Origin of the sequence: Enterobacter sp. CPE_E863, assembly GCF_046521465.1 — a bacterium.
Lineage (GTDB): Bacteria > Pseudomonadota > Gammaproteobacteria > Enterobacterales > Enterobacteriaceae > Enterobacter > Enterobacter adelaidei.
In genome coordinates, this window is the sequence record NZ_JBKFZX010000001.1 from 3,917,951 (window position 1) to 3,935,639 (window position 17,689).

At 57.4% G+C, this 17,689-nt stretch carries 15 protein-coding genes; 8 read left to right on the forward strand and 7 right to left on the reverse strand.

Annotation, left to right across the window (positions count from 1 at the left end):
* Positions 1–82 precede the first annotated feature (82 nt).
* Positions 83–1,462 carry a putrescine aminotransferase gene (gene ygjG / locus ACLHV8_RS19260; RefSeq protein WP_049007648.1) on the forward strand — a complete coding sequence of 460 codons (1,380 nt, stop codon included), beginning with the start codon at positions 83–85 and terminating at the stop codon, positions 1,460–1,462.
* Between the two features lie 36 nt (positions 1,463–1,498).
* Here ygjG and lsrG read toward each other — a convergent pair whose 3' ends face one another.
* Genes lsrG through lsrA form a run of 6 tightly spaced genes read right to left on the reverse strand, consistent with a single transcriptional unit; the run spans position 1,499 to position 7,184 of the window.
* On the reverse strand, positions 1,499–1,792 hold the full coding sequence (gene lsrG / locus ACLHV8_RS19265) for a (4S)-4-hydroxy-5-phosphonooxypentane-2,3-dione isomerase (protein WP_008503162.1): 294 nt from the start codon (positions 1,790–1,792) through the stop codon (positions 1,499–1,501).
* On the reverse strand, positions 1,789–2,676 hold the full coding sequence (gene lsrF, locus ACLHV8_RS19270; protein ID WP_208594144.1) for a 3-hydroxy-5-phosphonooxypentane-2,4-dione thiolase: 888 nt from the start codon (positions 2,674–2,676) through the stop codon (positions 1,789–1,791). The genes lsrG and lsrF overlap by 4 nt, the downstream gene beginning before the upstream one ends.
* An 11-nt stretch (positions 2,677–2,687) precedes the next feature.
* Complete coding sequence (lsrB, locus tag ACLHV8_RS19275) at positions 2,688–3,689, reverse strand: autoinducer 2 ABC transporter substrate-binding protein LsrB (RefSeq protein WP_028017117.1); 1,002 nt, start codon at positions 3,687–3,689, stop codon at positions 2,688–2,690.
* Between the two features lies 1 nt (position 3,690).
* Positions 3,691–4,668, reverse strand: a complete 978-nt coding sequence (lsrD, locus tag ACLHV8_RS19280; protein ID WP_208594145.1) for an autoinducer 2 ABC transporter permease LsrD — start codon at positions 4,666–4,668, stop codon at positions 3,691–3,693.
* Entirely contained in the window at positions 4,669–5,700 is a 1,032-nt protein-coding gene (lsrC, locus tag ACLHV8_RS19285; protein WP_208594146.1) for an autoinducer 2 ABC transporter permease LsrC, read from the reverse strand.
* The gene (lsrA, locus tag ACLHV8_RS19290; RefSeq protein ID WP_208594189.1) at positions 5,697–7,184 is read right to left on the reverse strand and encodes an autoinducer 2 ABC transporter ATP-binding protein LsrA; all 1,488 of its coding nucleotides are present in this window, start codon (positions 7,182–7,184) and stop codon (positions 5,697–5,699) included. Before lsrA ends, lsrC begins: the two co-directional genes overlap by 4 nt.
* A gap of 215 nt (positions 7,185–7,399) precedes the next feature.
* Here lsrA and lsrR point away from each other — a divergent pair, with 215 nt between their 5' ends.
* From lsrR to ACLHV8_RS19305, 3 genes are all read left to right on the forward strand, one after another.
* Positions 7,400–8,371 carry a transcriptional regulator LsrR gene (lsrR, locus tag ACLHV8_RS19295; protein WP_028017113.1) on the forward strand — a complete coding sequence of 324 codons (972 nt, stop codon included), beginning with the start codon at positions 7,400–7,402 and terminating at the stop codon, positions 8,369–8,371.
* A 32-nt stretch (positions 8,372–8,403) separates the two neighbouring features.
* Entirely contained in the window at positions 8,404–9,996 is a 1,593-nt protein-coding gene (lsrK, locus tag ACLHV8_RS19300) for an autoinducer-2 kinase (protein WP_208594147.1), read from the forward strand.
* A 165-nt stretch (positions 9,997–10,161) separates the two neighbouring features.
* On the forward strand, positions 10,162–12,183 hold the full coding sequence (locus ACLHV8_RS19305) for an NADPH-dependent 2,4-dienoyl-CoA reductase (protein WP_208594148.1): 2,022 nt from the start codon (positions 10,162–10,164) through the stop codon (positions 12,181–12,183).
* Here ACLHV8_RS19305 and rlmG read toward each other — a convergent pair.
* A complete protein-coding gene (gene rlmG, locus ACLHV8_RS19310; RefSeq protein WP_208594149.1) occupies positions 12,180–13,316 on the reverse strand; it encodes a 23S rRNA (guanine(1835)-N(2))-methyltransferase RlmG in 1,137 nt (378 codons plus the stop codon). The genes ACLHV8_RS19305 and rlmG overlap by 4 nt on opposite strands.
* Positions 13,317–13,398: 82 nt before the next feature.
* Here rlmG and ACLHV8_RS19315 point away from each other — a divergent pair, with 82 nt between their 5' ends.
* The 4 genes from ACLHV8_RS19315 to sstT all read left to right on the forward strand — a co-directional run bounded on the left by ACLHV8_RS19315 (position 13,399) and on the right by sstT (position 17,641).
* Positions 13,399–13,902: a YgjP-like metallopeptidase domain-containing protein gene (locus ACLHV8_RS19315; RefSeq protein WP_028017109.1), complete on the forward strand. Its 504-nt coding sequence runs from the start codon at positions 13,399–13,401 to the stop codon at positions 13,900–13,902.
* A gap of 70 nt (positions 13,903–13,972) precedes the next feature.
* A complete protein-coding gene (locus ACLHV8_RS19320; RefSeq protein ID WP_208594150.1) occupies positions 13,973–14,971 on the forward strand; it encodes a Gfo/Idh/MocA family protein in 999 nt (332 codons plus the stop codon).
* A gap of 252 nt (positions 14,972–15,223) precedes the next feature.
* Positions 15,224–16,189, forward strand: a complete 966-nt coding sequence (locus ACLHV8_RS19325) for a TerC family protein (protein ID WP_208594151.1) — start codon at positions 15,224–15,226, stop codon at positions 16,187–16,189.
* A 210-nt stretch (positions 16,190–16,399) separates the two neighbouring features.
* Positions 16,400–17,641: a serine/threonine transporter SstT gene (gene sstT / locus ACLHV8_RS19330; protein ID WP_208594152.1), complete on the forward strand. Its 1,242-nt coding sequence runs from the start codon at positions 16,400–16,402 to the stop codon at positions 17,639–17,641.
* The last annotated feature ends 48 nt before the right edge of the window (positions 17,642–17,689 follow it).

The window sequence follows — 17,689 nt, forward strand, 5'->3', positions numbered from 1 at the left end:
TTTCGTTAAGTCAGCTGAAGTGGCGTAATCCCTGCAATACTTAACGCAGTATCATGTGATACGCGATCCCCGGGAGCACATTTTGAACAGGTTACCTTCCAGCGCCTCGGCTCTTGCCTGTACCGCGCACGCATTGAATCTCATTGAGAAGCGAACGCTTGATCATGAGGAGATGAAACAACTTAACCGAGAGGTCATCGATTACTTTAAAGAGCACGTCAATCCAGGTTTTCTGGAGTATCGCAAATCTGTTACCGCCGGCGGGGATTACGGAGCCGTAGAGTGGCAAGCGGGGAGTCTGAACACGCTTGTCGACACCCAGGGACAGGAGTTTATCGATTGCCTTGGTGGTTTTGGTATCTTCAACGTGGGGCACCGTAATCCAGTTGTGGTTTCCGCCGTACAGAATCAACTTGCGAAACAACCTCTCCATAGCCAGGAACTGCTCGACCCGCTTCGCGCCATGCTCGCGAAAACGCTGGCGGCCTTAACGCCCGGCAAACTGAAGTACAGCTTCTTTAGCAACAGCGGCACGGAATCGGTCGAAGCGGCGATTAAACTCGCCAAAGCGTACCAGTCGCCGCGCGGGAAATTCACCTTTATCGCCACCAGCGGCGCGTTCCACGGTAAATCTTTGGGTGCACTGTCTGCTACCGCTAAATCCACCTTCCGTAAACCGTTTATGCCGCTGCTGCCGGGCTTCCGCCACGTGCCGTTTGGTGACATTAACGCTATGCGCACCGTGCTGAGCGAATGCCGTAAAACCGGTGATGACGTGGCGGCGGTGATCCTGGAGCCGATTCAGGGTGAAGGCGGTGTGATCCTCCCTCCGCAGGGTTATCTGCCTGCCGTGCGTCAGCTGTGCGATGAGTTTGGCGCACTACTGATCCTCGATGAAGTCCAGACCGGGATGGGGCGTACCGGCAAGATGTTTGCCTGCGAGCACGAGAACGTTCAGCCGGATATTCTGTGTCTTGCGAAAGCGCTCGGCGGCGGCGTGATGCCGATTGGCGCGACGGTTGCTACCGAGGAAGTATTCTCTGTGCTGTTCGGAAACCCCTTCCTGCACACCACAACCTTTGGCGGTAATCCGCTGGCCTGTGCAGCGGCGCTGGCGACCATCAACGTGCTGCTGGATCAAAACCTGCCTGCTCAGGCGGAGCAGAAAGGTGACATGCTGCTGGACGGCTTCCGCCAGTTAGGACGGGAATACCCGGATCTGGTTCAGGACGCACGCGGCAAAGGGATGCTGATGGCAATTGAGTTTGTTGATAACGAAATCGGTTATAGCTTCGCAAGCGAGATGTTCCGCCAGCGGGTACTGGTGGCCGGGACGCTCAACAACTCGAAAACCATCCGTGTTGAACCACCGTTGACGCTGACCATTGAGCAGTGTGAGCAGGTGCTGAAAGCGGCGCGTAAAGCGCTGGCAGCGCTGCGGGTGAGCGTGGAAGAAGCGTGATCTGAATTCCCCCTCCCCGTTGGAGGGGGAAAGTTTTTACTCCGGTAACAAACCCACAAAACTGCGTTTTTTGCGCGGCTCTGACATCAACTCCTCGAGCTTATCCACGCACGCCAGATAATGCGGCGTTTGCTTGTGCGCCAGCACCGCCTCTTCGTCTTTATAGGCTTCGTAGATAAAGAACCGGGTTTTCACCCTTGGATCCTGTAATACGTCAAAACGCAGGTTCCCCGGTTCCTGGATCGCCCCTTCATGGTTGGCGCGAAATACTTCCAGAAACTCATCCACCCGTTCAGGCTTGATGTTGATCTCCACTAACGTCACGTTCATTTTGCTTCTCCCTGTTTCTCTTCCTGCCAGAACTGGAACGCTTCCCGAGCGCTCATATTCTCGTGAACCACTTTCTTCACCGCTTTCAGCATCGCCAGCGGCGCGCTGGACTGGAAGATATTGCGTCCCATATCCACACCGGATGCGCCCTGGTCGATAGCCCGCCAGCACATCTCCAGCGCCTCGTGCTCCGGCAGTTTTTTGCCCCCGGCGATGACGATCGGCACCGGGCAGCTGGCGGTCACTTTTTCAAAGCCTTCGTCCACATAATAGGTTTTGACGAACTGCGCCCCCATTTCTGCGGCAATGCGGCTGGCCAGCGAGAAATAGCGTGCGTCGCGCGCCATCTCCTTGCCCACGCCCGTCACTGCCAGCGTCGGCATGCCGTAGCGCGCGCCCGCATCGACAAGCTTGATGATGTTGTTGATCGACTGATGCTCGAACTCGCTGCCGATGTATACCTGCGCCGCCACCGCGCAGACGTTCAGGCGCAGCGCGTCTTCCATCGCTACCGCCACGCACTCGTTGGAGAGCTCACCCAGAATCGAGTTACCGCCGGAGGCGCGCAGCACCACCGGTTTGTTCGTCGCGGCAGGTACGGTGCTCCGCAAGATACCGCGGGTGCACATCAGCACGTCGGTTTCACCAAACAGCGGGGCAATCGAAAGATCGATACGCTCAAGACCGGTAGTCGGCCCCTGGAAATAGCCGTGATCAAAGGCCAGCATCACCGTGCGGTTGCTTTTCGGGTTGAAAATGCGTGCCAGCCTGGACTGCATGCCCCAGTCCAGCGAGCCGCAGCCTTTCAGGGTGAACGGCACGTTCTGCTGCGGCGTGCCAATGCCAAAATCTTTACCGTCTTTGATGTCGTCTAAATCAGCCATTTGCTCCCCCGTCAGAAATCATATTTATTGATGTTCTCTTTGGTGAACACCACACGCTCCGGCAGCAGCACAATGCCGTTGCCCTTCGCTTCATACTGGTAGCCCTGCACGCTGTTCGGCTCGACCTTCAGCGCCCCGATATTTTTTACGTCCACGCTGTCGCCAACGTTAAGATCGCCTTTTTTCAGCAAACGATCGGCGACATTGACCGCAATTTTGCCTTGCTGCACGACATCCCACAGACCGAAGGCTTTCACCGTGCCGCGCTCAACGTACGGACGCATCACGTTCGGCGTACTAAAACCAACGATCGCCACCCCCTCCCGCTTGAGGTTTTCCGCCGCCTGCGCTGCCGCAGGCAACGCGTTGGCATCCGGGGCGATGATCGCATCCAGATCCGGATACGCTTTTAAGATCCCCTCTGCGGTTTGCAGGGATTTGGTGGCATCGTTATAGCCAAACTGTGTGGTGACGATCTGCCACTGAGGATGATCTTTCTCGATTTTGGCTTTCGCCTCTTTCACCCACTGGTTCTGGTCGGTGACGGTAGGGCTGGAGTAGAAGAACGCCACTTTGGCATTCGGTTTCGTCACTTGCTTCGATGCCATCTCCACCAGCAGGCCACCAAGCTGTTCCGGCGTTCCCTGGTTGATGTAAATGCTGCGGCACTCCGGTTTGGTGTCGGAGTCCCAGGTCAGAACTTTTACGCCGCGCTGCATCGCGCGCTTCAGCGCCGGACAAAGGCCATCCGGTGACACGGCGGAGACGATAATCGCGTTATAGCCCTGGTTAACGAAGTTATTGATGAGCTGCACCTGGCCAGAGACGCTTGGCTCGGTCGGGCCATCGTAGGTGACGTCCACACCCAGATCTTTTCCCGCCTCTTTTGCACCGTTGCCGCCGCTGGTGAAGAAACCCACGCCCACCAGTTTCGGGATAAAGGCAATGCGGTCCGCCGCCTGCGCCGATGCGATGCTAAGGGCCATCGCCAGGACTATCAGTTTTGTTTTCATCTTACGCTCCGGGTAGTTTTGTGAAGAGAGATCGCACCCATTCACGGTGCAGACTCAACGAACGTCCCATCACCACCACAACCAACAGCGCCCCTGACAGCGCGCTCGACACCTGGTTGGGGATGCCGACCATCTGTAAACCCTGTTGCAGATACCCCACCAACAGTGCCGCCAGTGCAGTACCGATTACCGAACCTGAACCGCCGTAGATATTGGCCCCGCCAAGTACAGCGGCGGTCAGCGCAGGCATCAGTAAATCGCGCCCTAAATCCGAGCGCGCGGAACCGAAATAGGAGACCATCACCAGCGCGGCAATCGCCGAGGCAACCCCGACCAGACCATACAGCGCGTACGGAATGCCGTTGACCGACAGCGCCGCATAGCGCGCTGCGCGTGGGTTTTGCCCAATCAGAAACAGATGACGGCCAAAGCGCCCGCGATGGGTAATCAGCCAGAAGAAAACGGTGATCGCCGCGAACAGCACCAGCGGAACCGGTAAGCCGAGAAGTGTGAGGTTAGCGAATGCGGTAAAGCTGTCCGGGAAGCCACCGATGCCCTCATAGCCCGTCGCCCCCGCCATACCGGAGAGCAGTAGCGCCCCGCCGCCGTAGAGGTAGAGCGTGCCGAGAGTGATCACCAGTGGGCTAATGCCGGTGTAGTGGATAAGCGCGGCGTTGAATAAACCGCACAGCAGGCCGAGCAGTAAGGTCAGCGGAATTGCCACCGCCATCGGCCACCCCGACTGCATCATCACTCCCAGCGCGATGGCGCACAGGCTAATGGTCGAGCCGAGGGAGATATCGATCCCGCCGCTGATAATCACCAGCGTCAGCGGCAGTGCCACAATGCCAATGCAGATGAAATCGCTGGTGCTGAACAGCAACATATTGATATCCAGCATACGCGGGTTGATGGCACCAAAAAGCAGGATCTCCAGCACCAGTAAAATCAGCAGCGTGCTTTCCCAGTTAAGCTTCATTTACGCCACCTCTTTTTTGCGTTTCGGAAACGGGGTGACGTGCTTTCCCCCTTTGTTTCCCGGCTGGAAACGGCTGTACTTCAGCGCCCGCTGATGGCGCGCCAGCGCCTGGCGCAGACGTCCGTCGAGCACCAGCACGCCAAGTAGCACCAGCCCGGCAATAAAGTCGTTCCACCAGGCCGGGAGCTTAAACAACACCAGCACGGTGTCGATTTGCGTCAGGAAGAAGGCGCCAAGTAACGCGCCAATTAGCGTGCCCGTGCCACCCAAAAGCGAAATACCGCCGAGCACGCAGGCGGCGATAGCTTTCATCTCCAGCCCGCTTCCGGTCTGGTTCGGCACAAAACCGATCTGCGCGGCAAAGACAATCCCGGCACAGGCCGCCAGCATGCCGTTCAGCGTGAAGGCGATCATCCGCGTGCGATTCACCGCCACACCCAGCTGGCGCGCGGCTGCCAGGTTATCGCCTACGGCATAAAAATCACGACCAAAGGCGGTGCGCGAGAGCGTCCACGCCCCTGCCGCCGCGAAAAACAGTACCACCATACCGAGCGGCGATAGACCGAATGCGACAGGTTCAGAGAGGGATTTCAGCTGCGGCGGCAGCCCTTCAATCCACTTTCCGCCCGTCCAGAGCAGCATCGCCCCGCGATACAATCCCAGCGTACCGAGCGTGGCGACAATCGCCGGGATGCGTAGCCCGACAACCAGTAAACCGTTAAATGCCCCTGCCAGTGCGCCAATGGTCAGCGCAAACAGCATCGCCACCGGCAGGCTGTAACCGCTGTTGAGCGCCACCCCCACGGCAATGGCGCACAACCCCACCGTCGATCCCACAGAGACATCAATATTGCGGGTCAGCATCACCATCGCCGCGCCCAGTGCCAGCAGGATCAGAATTTGCGAACTGGCGAAGATCATTCCCAGCGTCTGAAAACTGAAATAGGCCGGGTTAAGGGCCACCAGCACGGCAAACAGCGCCAGGATCGCCAGCAGCGCGCTGAGCTCACGGTTTCTCAGTAACATCTTCATGATTGTCCTCCGAAGGCCAGCGACATCATTCTGTCGAGGCTGACGGCGTGGCGTGGCAGCTCCCCGCTGAGCATCCCCTGGTGCATTACCAGCACACGGTCAGCCAGCCCAGGGAATTCATCGAGATCGCTTGAGATCATCAGCACCGCGACGTTTTGCGCGGCAACGCTTTTTATCAGCTGGTAGATGTCTGCTCGCGCCGACACATCCACGCCGCGCGTGGGTTCATCCACAATCAGCAGCAGTGGGTTGGCTTCCAGACAGCGTGCTAGCAAGACCTTTTGCTGGTTACCGCCAGAGAGCGTCCGCACGGTCTGGTCTGCATCATTGAGTTTGATCCCCAGCGCCCGGTGATAACGCTCCACCACCGCCGCTTCGCGCTTGCGCTGCTGCCAGATTGACGGTTCATTCAGGGCGACCGTGTTCCAGCGAACGGGCGCATCCAGGAACAACCCGGAAACCTGCCGGTCTTCCGGCAGATACACCAGCCCCTTATCCAGTCGCGAAAATACCGACTCGCTGCTGATATCCTGGTTTTCTAGCCAGACACGCCCTGCGCGCACCGGGCGCAGGCCATAGAGGGTTTCGGCAAACTCGGTACGCCCGGAGCCCACCAGCCCGGCAAGGCCGACAATTTCCCCGGCGTAAATCTCAAGGCTGAGGTCGATAAACCCTTCCCCGGTCAGTGTTTCAACACGCAGCACCGGAAAATCCTGTGCCTGCGTGCGCCGGTTGCCCGGCAGCGCCAGCCACAGCTTTTGGGTGTCGCTTAATTCTTTATCGCGGCTAACCGGCGTCATCGCACCAATGAGGGCGTTATCGTCGTAGTGCGCCGTTTCACCGCTGAGCACAATGGCACCGTCGCGCATCACTGAAACATAACTCGCCAGCTGGCGGATCTCCGGCAATTTATGCGAGATAAACACAATGCCAACGCCCAGCTCCTGCAACGCACGGATCTGGCGAAACAGCCGCTCGGTTTCCCCTGGTGTTAGCGAAGCCGTTGGCTCATCCAGGATCAGGATCGTCGCATTGCGCATTAGCCCGCGCAGGATCTCCACCATCTGTTGATCCGCCACCTCCAGAGTGCTGGCAGTGGCATCCAGATTAAGCTGGCACTGCAACTGGCGAAGTTTCTCCGCCAGGCGTTTATCCAGATCGCGTTCACGCGGCAGGCGAAAAAGGATGTTTTCCCGCACCGTCAGGTTGGGAAACAGCAATGGCTCCTGCGGCACCAGATAAATGCCGAGCTTGTGTGCCTGCGCTGGGGTAAGCCGCGCAAATGACTGTCCGGATACCGAAAGTTCACCGCTGTCCGGCGTCTCCACCCCGGCAATGATCTTCATCAGCGTCGATTTCCCCGCGCCATTACCGCCCATCAGCGCATGCACCTGACCCGCAAACAGCGTGAAATCAATGCCTTTTAAGACCGGCACGCCGGAGAATTGCTTGCAGATATCACGCGCTTCGAGAAGTAAGGTCATCATCGCCCCGCCATTGAACAAATGATTTTTAGATTTAATAATGTTCAAAAGCGTAGACGGTGAACTATATTTACAACCGTGCAGGGATCACAGTTTTATTGATTAAGATCCAGATAAACCCGAAACAAACTAAAAGATCCGTTTTGCCGCGCGGCTCACACTTTCCACCCGCGTCATCACGAACATATGATCTAAATTTTTATAAGAGTTCAATTATGAGCGATAAACGCACTGCGGAAGAAGGTCGGTTTGCCGGGCTGGCGCTGGCGGAAGAGGAGCTGGTGGCTCGCGTGGCGTGGTGTTACTACCACGATGGATTGACCCAGAACGATATTGGCGAACGGCTCGGATTGCCGCGTCTGAAGATCTCGCGCCTGCTGGAAAAGGGCCGCCAGTCCGGAGTGATACGCGTGCAGATCAACTCTCGTTATGAGGGCTGTCTGGCGCTGGAAACCGAATTGCAGCAGCGTTTTGGGCTCAAGCTGGTGCGCGTGATGCCTGCCCTGAATACGCCGCCAATGAACGTCCGACTGGGCATTGGTGCCGCGCAGTCGCTGATGGGCGTGCTGGAACCCGGACAGCTTTTAGCGGTGGGATTTGGTGAAACCACCATGAGCAGCCTGCAGCACTTAAGCGGTTTTATTAGCTCGCAGCAGATCCGTCTGGTGACGCTCTCCGGTGGTGTCGGGCCGTATATGACCGGCATCGGCCAGCTCGATGCGGCCTGTAGCGTCAGCATGATCCCTGCCCCGCTTCGCGTTTCATCCGCTTCTGTTGCCGGGATCTTAAAACGCGAAACCAGCGTGCGGGACGTGATCCTCGCCGCAAAGGCGGCTGATGTAGCAGTGGTGGGAATTGGTTCAGTGAACCAGCGCCGTGACGCGACGATCTTGCGCTCTGGCTATATCAGCGAAGGCGAACAGCTGATGTATGCCCGCAAAGGCGCGGTGGGGGACATTCTCGGTTACTTCCTGAATGCCGAAGGGGAATGCGTCGAGGAGCTGGAGATCCATAAAGAATTACTGGGCGTCACGCTCGATGAACTGGCGCAGTTGCCCACCATCGTTGGCGTGGCCGGAGGTGAAGAGAAAGCCGATGCGATTTATGCCGCACTGAAAGGTCGCCGTATCAATGGCCTGGTGACGGAAGAGACGACAGCCCGCGCGGTGCTGGCTCTGGCCGGATAAGAGCAGCCCTGCGCCTGACACGAGGCAAGCTCATGAGTTACCTTTTAGCGTTAGATGCAGGGACAGGCAGCGTTCGCGCCGTTATTTTTGATTTGCAGGGCAACCAGATTGCCGTCGGCCAGGCCGAGTGGAAACACCTGAGCGTGGAGAACGTGCCGGGCTCGATGGAATTTGACCTCGCCACCAACTGGCAGCTCACCTGCCAATGCATTCGCCAGGCGCTGGAGCGCGCGCGACTGAGCGCGGCGGATATTCAGTCCGTTGCCTGCTGCTCCATGCGCGAGGGAATAGTTCTGTATGATCGCAACGGCGAAGCCATCTGGGCCTGCGCTAATGTCGACGCCCGCGCCAGCCGCGAGGTGGCTGAACTCAAAGAGATCCACGACGACCGTTTTGAATCCGAAGTGTATGACGTCTCCGGCCAGACCCTGGCCCTGAGCGCCATGCCGCGCCTGCTGTGGCTGGCGCACCATCGTCCGGATATCTACCGCAAAGCGGCGACCATCACCATGATCAGCGACTGGCTGGCGGCGAAGCTCTCCGGCGAGCTGGCGGTAGATCCGTCGAACGCGGGCACGACCGGCATGTTGGATCTGTTCTCCCGTGACTGGCGACCCGCACTGCTGGACATGGCCGGGCTACGCGCCGATATCCTCTCCCCGGTAAAAGAAACCGGCACCGTGCTGGGCGCGATCGCCAAAGCCGCCGCACAGCAGAGCGGTCTGCGCGAAGGGACGCCGGTGGTGATGGGCGGTGGTGACGTGCAGCTTGGGTGTCTGGGGCTGGGCGTGGTGCGCGCCGGGCAAACGGCAGTGTTAGGCGGGACGTTCTGGCAACAGGTGGTCAACCTGCCGCAGGTACGAACCGATCCTGAGATGAATATCCGCGTAAACCCACACGTTATTCCTGGCATGGTTCAGGCGGAGTCAATCAGCTTCTTCACCGGGCTTACTATGCGCTGGTTCCGTGATGCCTTCTGCGCAGAGGAAAAACTGATTGCCGAGCGGATGGGCATGGATACCTACACCCTGCTGGAAGAGATGGCCAGCCGCGTGCCTGCGGGCTCACATGGGGTGATGCCGATCTTCTCCGATGCCATGCATTTTAAGCAGTGGTATCACGCTGCGCCGTCGTTTATTAACCTCTCTATCGACCCGGAAAAGTGCAACAAGGCGACGCTGTTCCGTGCGCTGGAAGAGAACGCCGCAATTGTTTCGGCCTGCAATCTGGCACAGATTTCGCGTTTTTCCGGCGTGACGTTTGAGAGCCTCGTCTTCGCCGGTGGGGGAGCGAAAGGTGCCTTGTGGAGCCAGATTTTAAGCGACGTCACCGGGCTGCCGGTACGCGTTCCGGAAGTGAAAGAGGCCACCGCACTGGGCTGTGCGATTGCGGCCGGAACGGGGGCGGGACTGTTTGCAGATATGGCCTCAACGGGCGAGCGGCTGGTGAAGTGGAGCCGGGAGTTTACGCCGAACCCGGAACACCGCGACTTGTACGACGGCATGATGCAGAAGTGGCAGGCGGTGTATGCCGACCAGCTTGGGCTGGTGGACAGCGGGCTGACGACGTCGATGTGGCAGGCTCCGGGGCTGGTGCGCTCCCCCTCCCCCCGGCCCTCTCCCTGAGGGAGAGGGAGATTAAGTTTTGTAGCCCCGGTAAGCGCAGCGCCACCGGGGAAGTTCTTTGAGTTCTATCACAATCATTTGATCCCGCTTTTACCTTTCTGCTGACGCTGGCTAAATTAGTAACTCATCCGACCACATAACAATAATTTTACACTGGAAGACACTATGAGCCGCTACCCGTCGCTATTCGCCCCCCTTGATCTGGGGTTCACAACGCTCAAAAACCGCGTGTTAATGGGCTCTATGCACACCGGTCTGGAAGAGCATCCGGACGGGGCTGAACGTCTCGCGGCCTTCTACGCCGAGCGTGCCCGGCACGGGGTGGCGCTGATTGTTACTGGTGGCGTCGCGCCTGCGCCTTCCGGCGTCGGCATGGAGGGCGGTGCGGTGTTGAACGATGTGTCACAGCTGCCTCACCACCGCATTGTGACCGATGCGGTGCACAATGAAGGCGGGAAAATCGCCCTGCAAATCCTGCATACCGGCCGCTACAGCTATCAACCGAATCTGGTCGCACCCTCGGCGATTCAGGCTCCCATTAACCGCTTCAAACCGCATGCCCTCAGCCACGACGAGATCCTGGCGCTGATTGATGACTTTGCCCGCTGCGCCGCGCTGGCACGTGAAGCGGGCTACGATGGCGTCGAGGTGATGGGTTCAGAAGGCTACCTGATTAACGAATTCCTCGCCGCCCGCACTAACCACCGTGACGACGAATGGGGTGGCGATTATGCCCGCCGCATGCGCTTTGCGGTGGAAGTGGTGCGCGCCGTGCGTGAACGTGCGGGCGCTGATTTTATTATCGTCTTCCGCCTGTCGATGCTCGATCTGGTGGAGGGCGGTGGAACATTAGACGAAACCGTGCAACTGGCACAGGCGATTGAAGCCGCAGGTGCAACCATCATTAACACCGGCATCGGCTGGCACGAAGCCCGCATTCCGACCATCGCCACGCCGGTACCGCGCGCGGCATTCAGCTGGGTGACGCGCAAGCTGAAAGGAAAAGTCTCTATTCCGCTGGTGACCACCAACCGTATTAACGATCCGCAGGTAGCGGACGATGTTATTTCACGCGGTGATGCCGATATGGTGTCGATGGCACGTCCGTTCCTGGCCGATGCCGAACTGCTGTCCAAAGCGCAGAGCGGCCGCGCGGATGAGATCAACACCTGCATCGGCTGTAACCAGGCGTGTCTGGATCAGATCTTCGTCGGCAAAGTCACCTCTTGTCTCGTCAACCCACGCGCCTGCCACGAAACCAAAATGCCCGTCGTACCGGTGGTCAACCAAAAACGCCTCGCCGTGGTCGGCGCGGGTCCGGCAGGGCTGGCATTCGCGGTGAATGCCGCCTCACGGGGACATAGCGTGACGCTGTTTGATGCCGCAACGGAGATCGGCGGACAGTTTAATATCGCCAAACAGATCCCCGGCAAAGAGGAGTTCTATGAAACTCTGCGCTACTACCGCCGGATGATCGAACTCACAGGGGTCGATCTGCGTCTTAACCAGTTTGTGAAGGCAGACGATCTGATGGATTTTGACGAAGTGATCCTGGCGAGCGGGATCGCCCCGCGTACACCGGCGATCGAGGGCGTCGATCATCCGAAAGTGTTGAGCTACCTGGATGTATTGCGTGACAAAGTACCGGTCGGCGAAAAGGTAGCGATTATCGGCTGCGGCGGGATCGGTTTTGATACCGCGATGTATTTAAGCCAGCCGGGAGAAGCAACCAGCCAGAATATTGCCGAGTTTTGCGTGGAATGGGGCATCGACACCAGCCTGAATCAGTCCGGTGGGTTACGCCCTGAAGGGCAGCAACTCCCCAAAAGCCCGCGTCAGATCGTGATGTTGCAGCGTAAAGCCAGCAAACCAGGCGAAGGGCTGGGCAAAACCACCGGCTGGATCCATCGCGCCACCCTGCTCTCTCGCGGCGTGAAGATGATCCCGGCGGTCACTTATCAGAAGATCGATGATGAGGGGCTGCACGTGCTGATCGGCGGTGAACCGCAGCTGCTGCAGGTTGATCATGTGATTTTATGTGCCGGGCAGGAACCGAAGCGCGATCTGGCCGATCCGCTGCGTGAAGCGGGCAAAACGGTGCATTTGATTGGCGGATGTGATGTGGCGATGGAGCTGGATGCACGGCGCGCAATTGCGCAGGGCACCCAGCTGGCACTGAAGATTTAGCGACGACGACCCAGCTTCACGGATTTCAGCACCACGAATTTGTTGTTGGTGGCAATCGTGGTGCAGTTACCGAAAATCTTCTTCAGCTTGTGGAAGTAGTCCAGATGGCGGTTCGCTACGATGTACAGCTCGCCGTTAATTTTCAGGCAACGGCGCGCGTGGTGGAACATCTCCCAGGCGACGTTGTCCGTCAGGGCGTGCTTCTGGTGGAACGGCGGGTTACACAGAACGGCATTGAAGCGGAAAGGCTCCACACCCGACAGCGCGTTGTTGATCATAAACTCGCAGCGATCCAGCGCCTCTGGCATGTTGGTTTCTACGTTCAGACGACTGGAAGCCACCGCCATTGGCGATTCATCGCTGAACACCACGCTGGCTTGCGGGTTTTTCGCCAGCAGCGTCAGGCCAATTACGCCGTTACCGCAGCCCAGGTCTACAATTTCGCCTTCCAGATTTTCCGGCAGATGTTCGATAAAGAAACGCGCCCCGATATCCAGACCGGTGCGGGAGAAGACGTTCGCGTGGTTGTAGATAGTCCAGTCGGTTCCTTCCAGCTTCCAGCTCAGCGTCTCTGGCGCATCAGCCAGCTCCGGTGCACTGAAGGTACAGTTGATCAGACGCGCTTTTTTCCACGCCAGCGTGGTCGTGGTTGGGCCAAGCACTTTCTCAAACAGCTCCAGCGTCGAGGTGTGAATATCACGCGCTTTGGCCCCCGCAATGATGCGGGTTTCTGGCGTGACGACTTTACGCAGCGCACGCAGTTGTTGCTCAAGCAACGCCATGGTTTTGGGTACTTTAATCAGCACCACGCCAGGTGCCTGCGGGTAGTCCGCAGTGCTGTCGAGGAACTTCACGCTGGATTCTTCGATGTCGTTATGACGCAGGTTCTCACGCGTCGCCAGCTCGCTTAAATAGGAATCACCGATGCTGTATGGCGTATGTTCCGCCAGCGCACAGCCCAGCGCGCCAAACGCATCATTCAGGATCAAAACCGGGCCGCTGATTTCAGTGTCATCCAACTGCTGCAGCAGATATTCATCTGCCGCTTCCCACGCCTGAAGTGGGTTAACGTCGTCCGTTTCCGGGAAACGTTTAAGGTTGAGTGAACGGAAACCGTTGTCTAAGTGGCTCATCGGCCCTCCTGAATGGTAAAATTTGGCGTATCCCTGAAAAGGGTGCGTGAGTATACCGTTTTATTGTCGATTTGGGGCGTTGATGAACCAACTTACTTATCTCCAGGGCTACCCGGAGCATTTACTTTCTCAGGTTCGCAGCCTGATTGCCGGGCAGAAGCTCGGCGCGGTGCTGGAAAAACGCTACCCCGGGACCCACGATTTCACGACCGACAAAGCCCTCTGGCAGTATACGCAGGATCTGAAAAGCCGGTATCTGAAGAGCGCGCCGCCGATCAACAAGGTAATGTACGATAACAAGATCCACGTGCTGAAAAACGCGCTTGGTCTGCATACCGCCATCTCCCGCGTGCAGGGCGGCAAGCTGAAAGCCAAAGCGGAGATCCGGGTTGCGACCGTATTTCGTAACGCGCCGGAAGCGTTCCTGCGAATGATCGTGGTGCACGAACTGGCGCATCTGAAAGAGAAAGAGCACGACAAAGCCTTCTATTCCCTGTGCTGCCACATGGAGCCGCAGTACCATCAGCTGGAGTTTGATACCCGTTTGTGGCTTACGCATTTATCGTTAAAGGGTAATGCGCAGTAGCGCACGCGAATTGTCATGATGACGTGCTACAGTGGCTAAAGGTTCCCAGCTACGGAGTACGTAAACGTTTATGATACGTTTCGCAGTCATTGGAACGAACTGGATCACACGCCAGTTCGTCGACGCCGCCCACGAAACCGGCAAATATAAACTCACCGCAGTCTATTCCCGCAGCCTCGAGCAGGCGCAGACCTTCGCGAACGATTACCTGGTCGAACATCTGTTCACCTCGCTCGACGAGATGGCGCAAAGCGATGCCATTGACGCGGTCTATATTGCCAGCCCGAACTCCCTGCACTTCCCGCAAACCAGGCTGTTCCTCAGCCATAAAAAGCATGTGATTTGCGAGAAGCCGCTGGCCTCGAATATTCAGGAAGTGGAAGCCGCCATTGCGCTTGCCCGCGAAAACCAGGTGGTGCTGTTCGAAGCGTTCAAAACCGCCAGCCTGCCGAACTTCCTGCTGTTGCAGCAGTCCCTGCCGAAAATTGGCAAAGTGCGTAAAGCCTTTATTAACTACTGCCAGTACTCATCTCGCTATCAGCGTTACCTCGACGGCGAGAACCCGAACACCTTCAACCCGGCCTTCTCTAACGGCTCGATTATGGATATCGGTTTCTACTGCCTGGCTTCCGCCGTGGCACTGTGGGGCGAGCCACACAGCGTCAGTGCACAAGCCAGCCTGCTGGAAAGCGGCGTAGATGCGCACGGCGTAGTGACGCTGGATTACGGGGATTTCAGCGTCACGCTGCAACATTCAAAAGTGAGTGATTCTGTGCTGCCAAGTGAAATTCAGGGTGAAGCGGGATCGCTGGTTATCGAAAAAATTTCTGAGTGTCAGAGGCTGAGCTTTGTCCCGCGCGGCGGTAAAGCGCAAGAGCTGACGCAGCCTCAGCATATTAACACTATGCTCTATGAGGCAGAGGTCTTTGCCCGTCTGGTCGAAGACAACGAAGTGAACCACCCTGGACTCGCGGTCAGTCGCACCACGGCGAAACTGCAAACGGAGATCCGCCGTCAGACTGGCGTGGTCTTCCCGGCAGATGACGTGAGCGCAGAAGCTATCGCGTAAAGCTGTGTAATGAAACCCTGTCAACCATTGACGAAACCGATGGTCTGACATATTTTGTTACCCGCAAAGGGGAGTAACTTCCTTGCCGGTGGATCGTCATTACGATGCGTGCAATACCGCATCCGGTCGCCGGGCAACCCTCGTGGTTGTAAGTGAGACCTTGCCGGAAGGCGAGGTCTATGCATAAAAAGCTAACGGCTATCGTCTTCTGACCATAGCCGTTTTTGTTTTTTTATGTGTAAGGAAAATAGTATGCATTCTGTCGGCACTCCAATGTTGTGGGGCGGATTCGCGGTTGTCGTGCTCATCATGCTGGCGATCGACCTCTTTTTGCAGGGGCGTCGTGGCGAACACGGCATGACCATGAAACAGGCTGCCGTCTGGTCGCTGGTGTGGGTTACCCTCTCCCTGCTCTTCTGTGCTGCCTTTTGGTGGTATCTGGCCTCGACTGAAGGCCGTGCGGTGGCAGATCCTCAAGCGCTCGCCTTCCTCACCGGTTATCTGATTGAAAAAGCCCTGGCGGTTGATAACGTCTTCGTCTGGCTGATGCTGTTCAGCTACTTTGCCGTGCCTGCAGCCCTGCAGCGCCGCGTGCTGGTCTATGGCGTGCTGGGCGCGATCGTTCTGCGTACCATCATGATCTTCGCCGGTAGCTGGCTGATTACGCAGTTTGAATGGCTGCTGTATGTCTTCGGTGCGTTCCTGCTGTTCACCGGGGTCAAAATGGCTCTGGCAAAAGAAGATGGCTCAGCGATTGGCGATCGCCCGCTGGTGAAGTGGATCCGTGGTCATCTGCGCATGACCGACAAGATCGAGAGTGAGCATTTCTTTGTACGTAAGAACGGCCTGCTGTTTGCCACCCCGCTGCTGCTGGTGCTGATTCTGGTGGAGCTGAGTGACGTGATTTTCGCGGTAGACAGTATCCCGGCTATCTTCGCCGTGACCACTGACCCGTTTATCGTTCTGACCTCTAACCTGTTCGCCATTCTTGGCCTGCGTGCCATGTACTTCCTGCTGGCGGGCGCGGCGGAGCGCTTCTCAATGCTGAAGTACGGCCTGTCGGTGATCCTGGTATTTATCGGTATCAAGATGCTGATTGTCGATTTCTACCATATCCCGATCGCCATTTCGCTCGGCGTGGTGTTTGGCATTCTGAACGTGACGCTGATTATCAATACCTGGGTTAACCGCCAGCACGATAGAAAGCAGCAGGTTTAGTGTGTTTTGCCCGGTAGCGCTGCGCTTACCGGGCATTCTCGTTAACTAATAGTTAAAAAACATGACGCAACACGTAAAATCCAGCATTTTACGCTTCCCTCCAGATGCGGTTTCCCTATACTCAACCAGGCAAACATTTACTTACATCTGGACATAAATGTGACTTAGAGCACATCCAGGATGGAACACAATCTCACTCAGGAATTATGTATGAGCACACAATCAACTGGGCTTTTTGCGCGCCTGGCGCAGGGGAGTCTTGTAAAACAAATTCTGACAGGACTGGTACTGGGTATTCTGCTGGCGATGGTGTCAAAGCCTGCAGCAGAAGCAACGGGATTACTTGGTACGCTTTTCGTTGGCGCACTGAAAGCCGTCGCGCCGGTACTGGTTCTTATGCTGGTTATGGCGTCGATTGCCAACCATCAGCACGGACAAAAAACCAACATTCGCCCTATTCTGTTCCTGTATCTTCTGGGTACCTTCTCTGCTGCATTAACAGCCGTTGTGTTTAGCTTCCTCTTCCCGTCCACGCTGCATCTGACCAGCGCCGCTGGCGATATCACACCGCCATCCGGGATTGTGGAAGTGCTGCGCGGTCTGCTGATGAGCATGGTATCCAACCCAATCACGGCGCTGATGAGCGGAAACTACATCGGCATCCTGGTCTGGGCGATTGGTCTGGGCTTTGCGCTGCGTCACGGTAACGACACCACCAAAAATCTGGTCAACGATATGTCCAACGCCGTGACCTTCATGGTGAAACTGGTGATTCGTTTTGCGCCAATCGGGATCTTCGGTCTGGTCTCCTCCACGCTCGCAACCACCGGCTTTGACGCGCTGTGGGGCTACGCGCAGCTGCTGGTCGTTCTGGTTGGCTGTATGCTGCTGGTGGCACTGGTGATCAACCCGCTGCTGGTGTTCTGGCAGATCCGCCGCAACCCGTATCCGCTGGTACTGACCTGTCTGCGTGAAAGCGGCGTCTACGCCTTCTTCACCCGTAGTTCGGCAGCGAACATCCCGGTGAACATGGCGCTGGCGGAGAAACTGAACCTGGATCGCGATACCTATTCCGTATCAATCCCACTGGGCGCCACCGTGAACATGGCGGGTGCGGCCATCACCATCACCGTCCTGACGCTGGCGGCGGTGAATACGCTGGGTATTCCGGTGGATCTGCCAACCGCACTGCTGTTGAGCGTGGTGGCGTCGCTGTGTGCCTGTGGCGCATCCGGCGTGGCGGGCGGTTCACTGCTGTTGATCCCGCTGGCCTGTAATATGTTCGGTATCCCGAATGAGATTGCCATGCAGGTTGTGGCCGTCGGCTTTATTATCGGCGTGCTGCAGGACTCCTGCGAAACCGCGCTGAACTCCTCTACCGACGTGCTGTTCACCGCAGCGGCCTGTCAGGCGGAAGACGCGCGTTTAGCGAAGAACGCCCTGCGAGGTTAACAGCAAAACGGCAACCCTGAGGTTGCCGTTTTTAGTGTTTGTACCCTC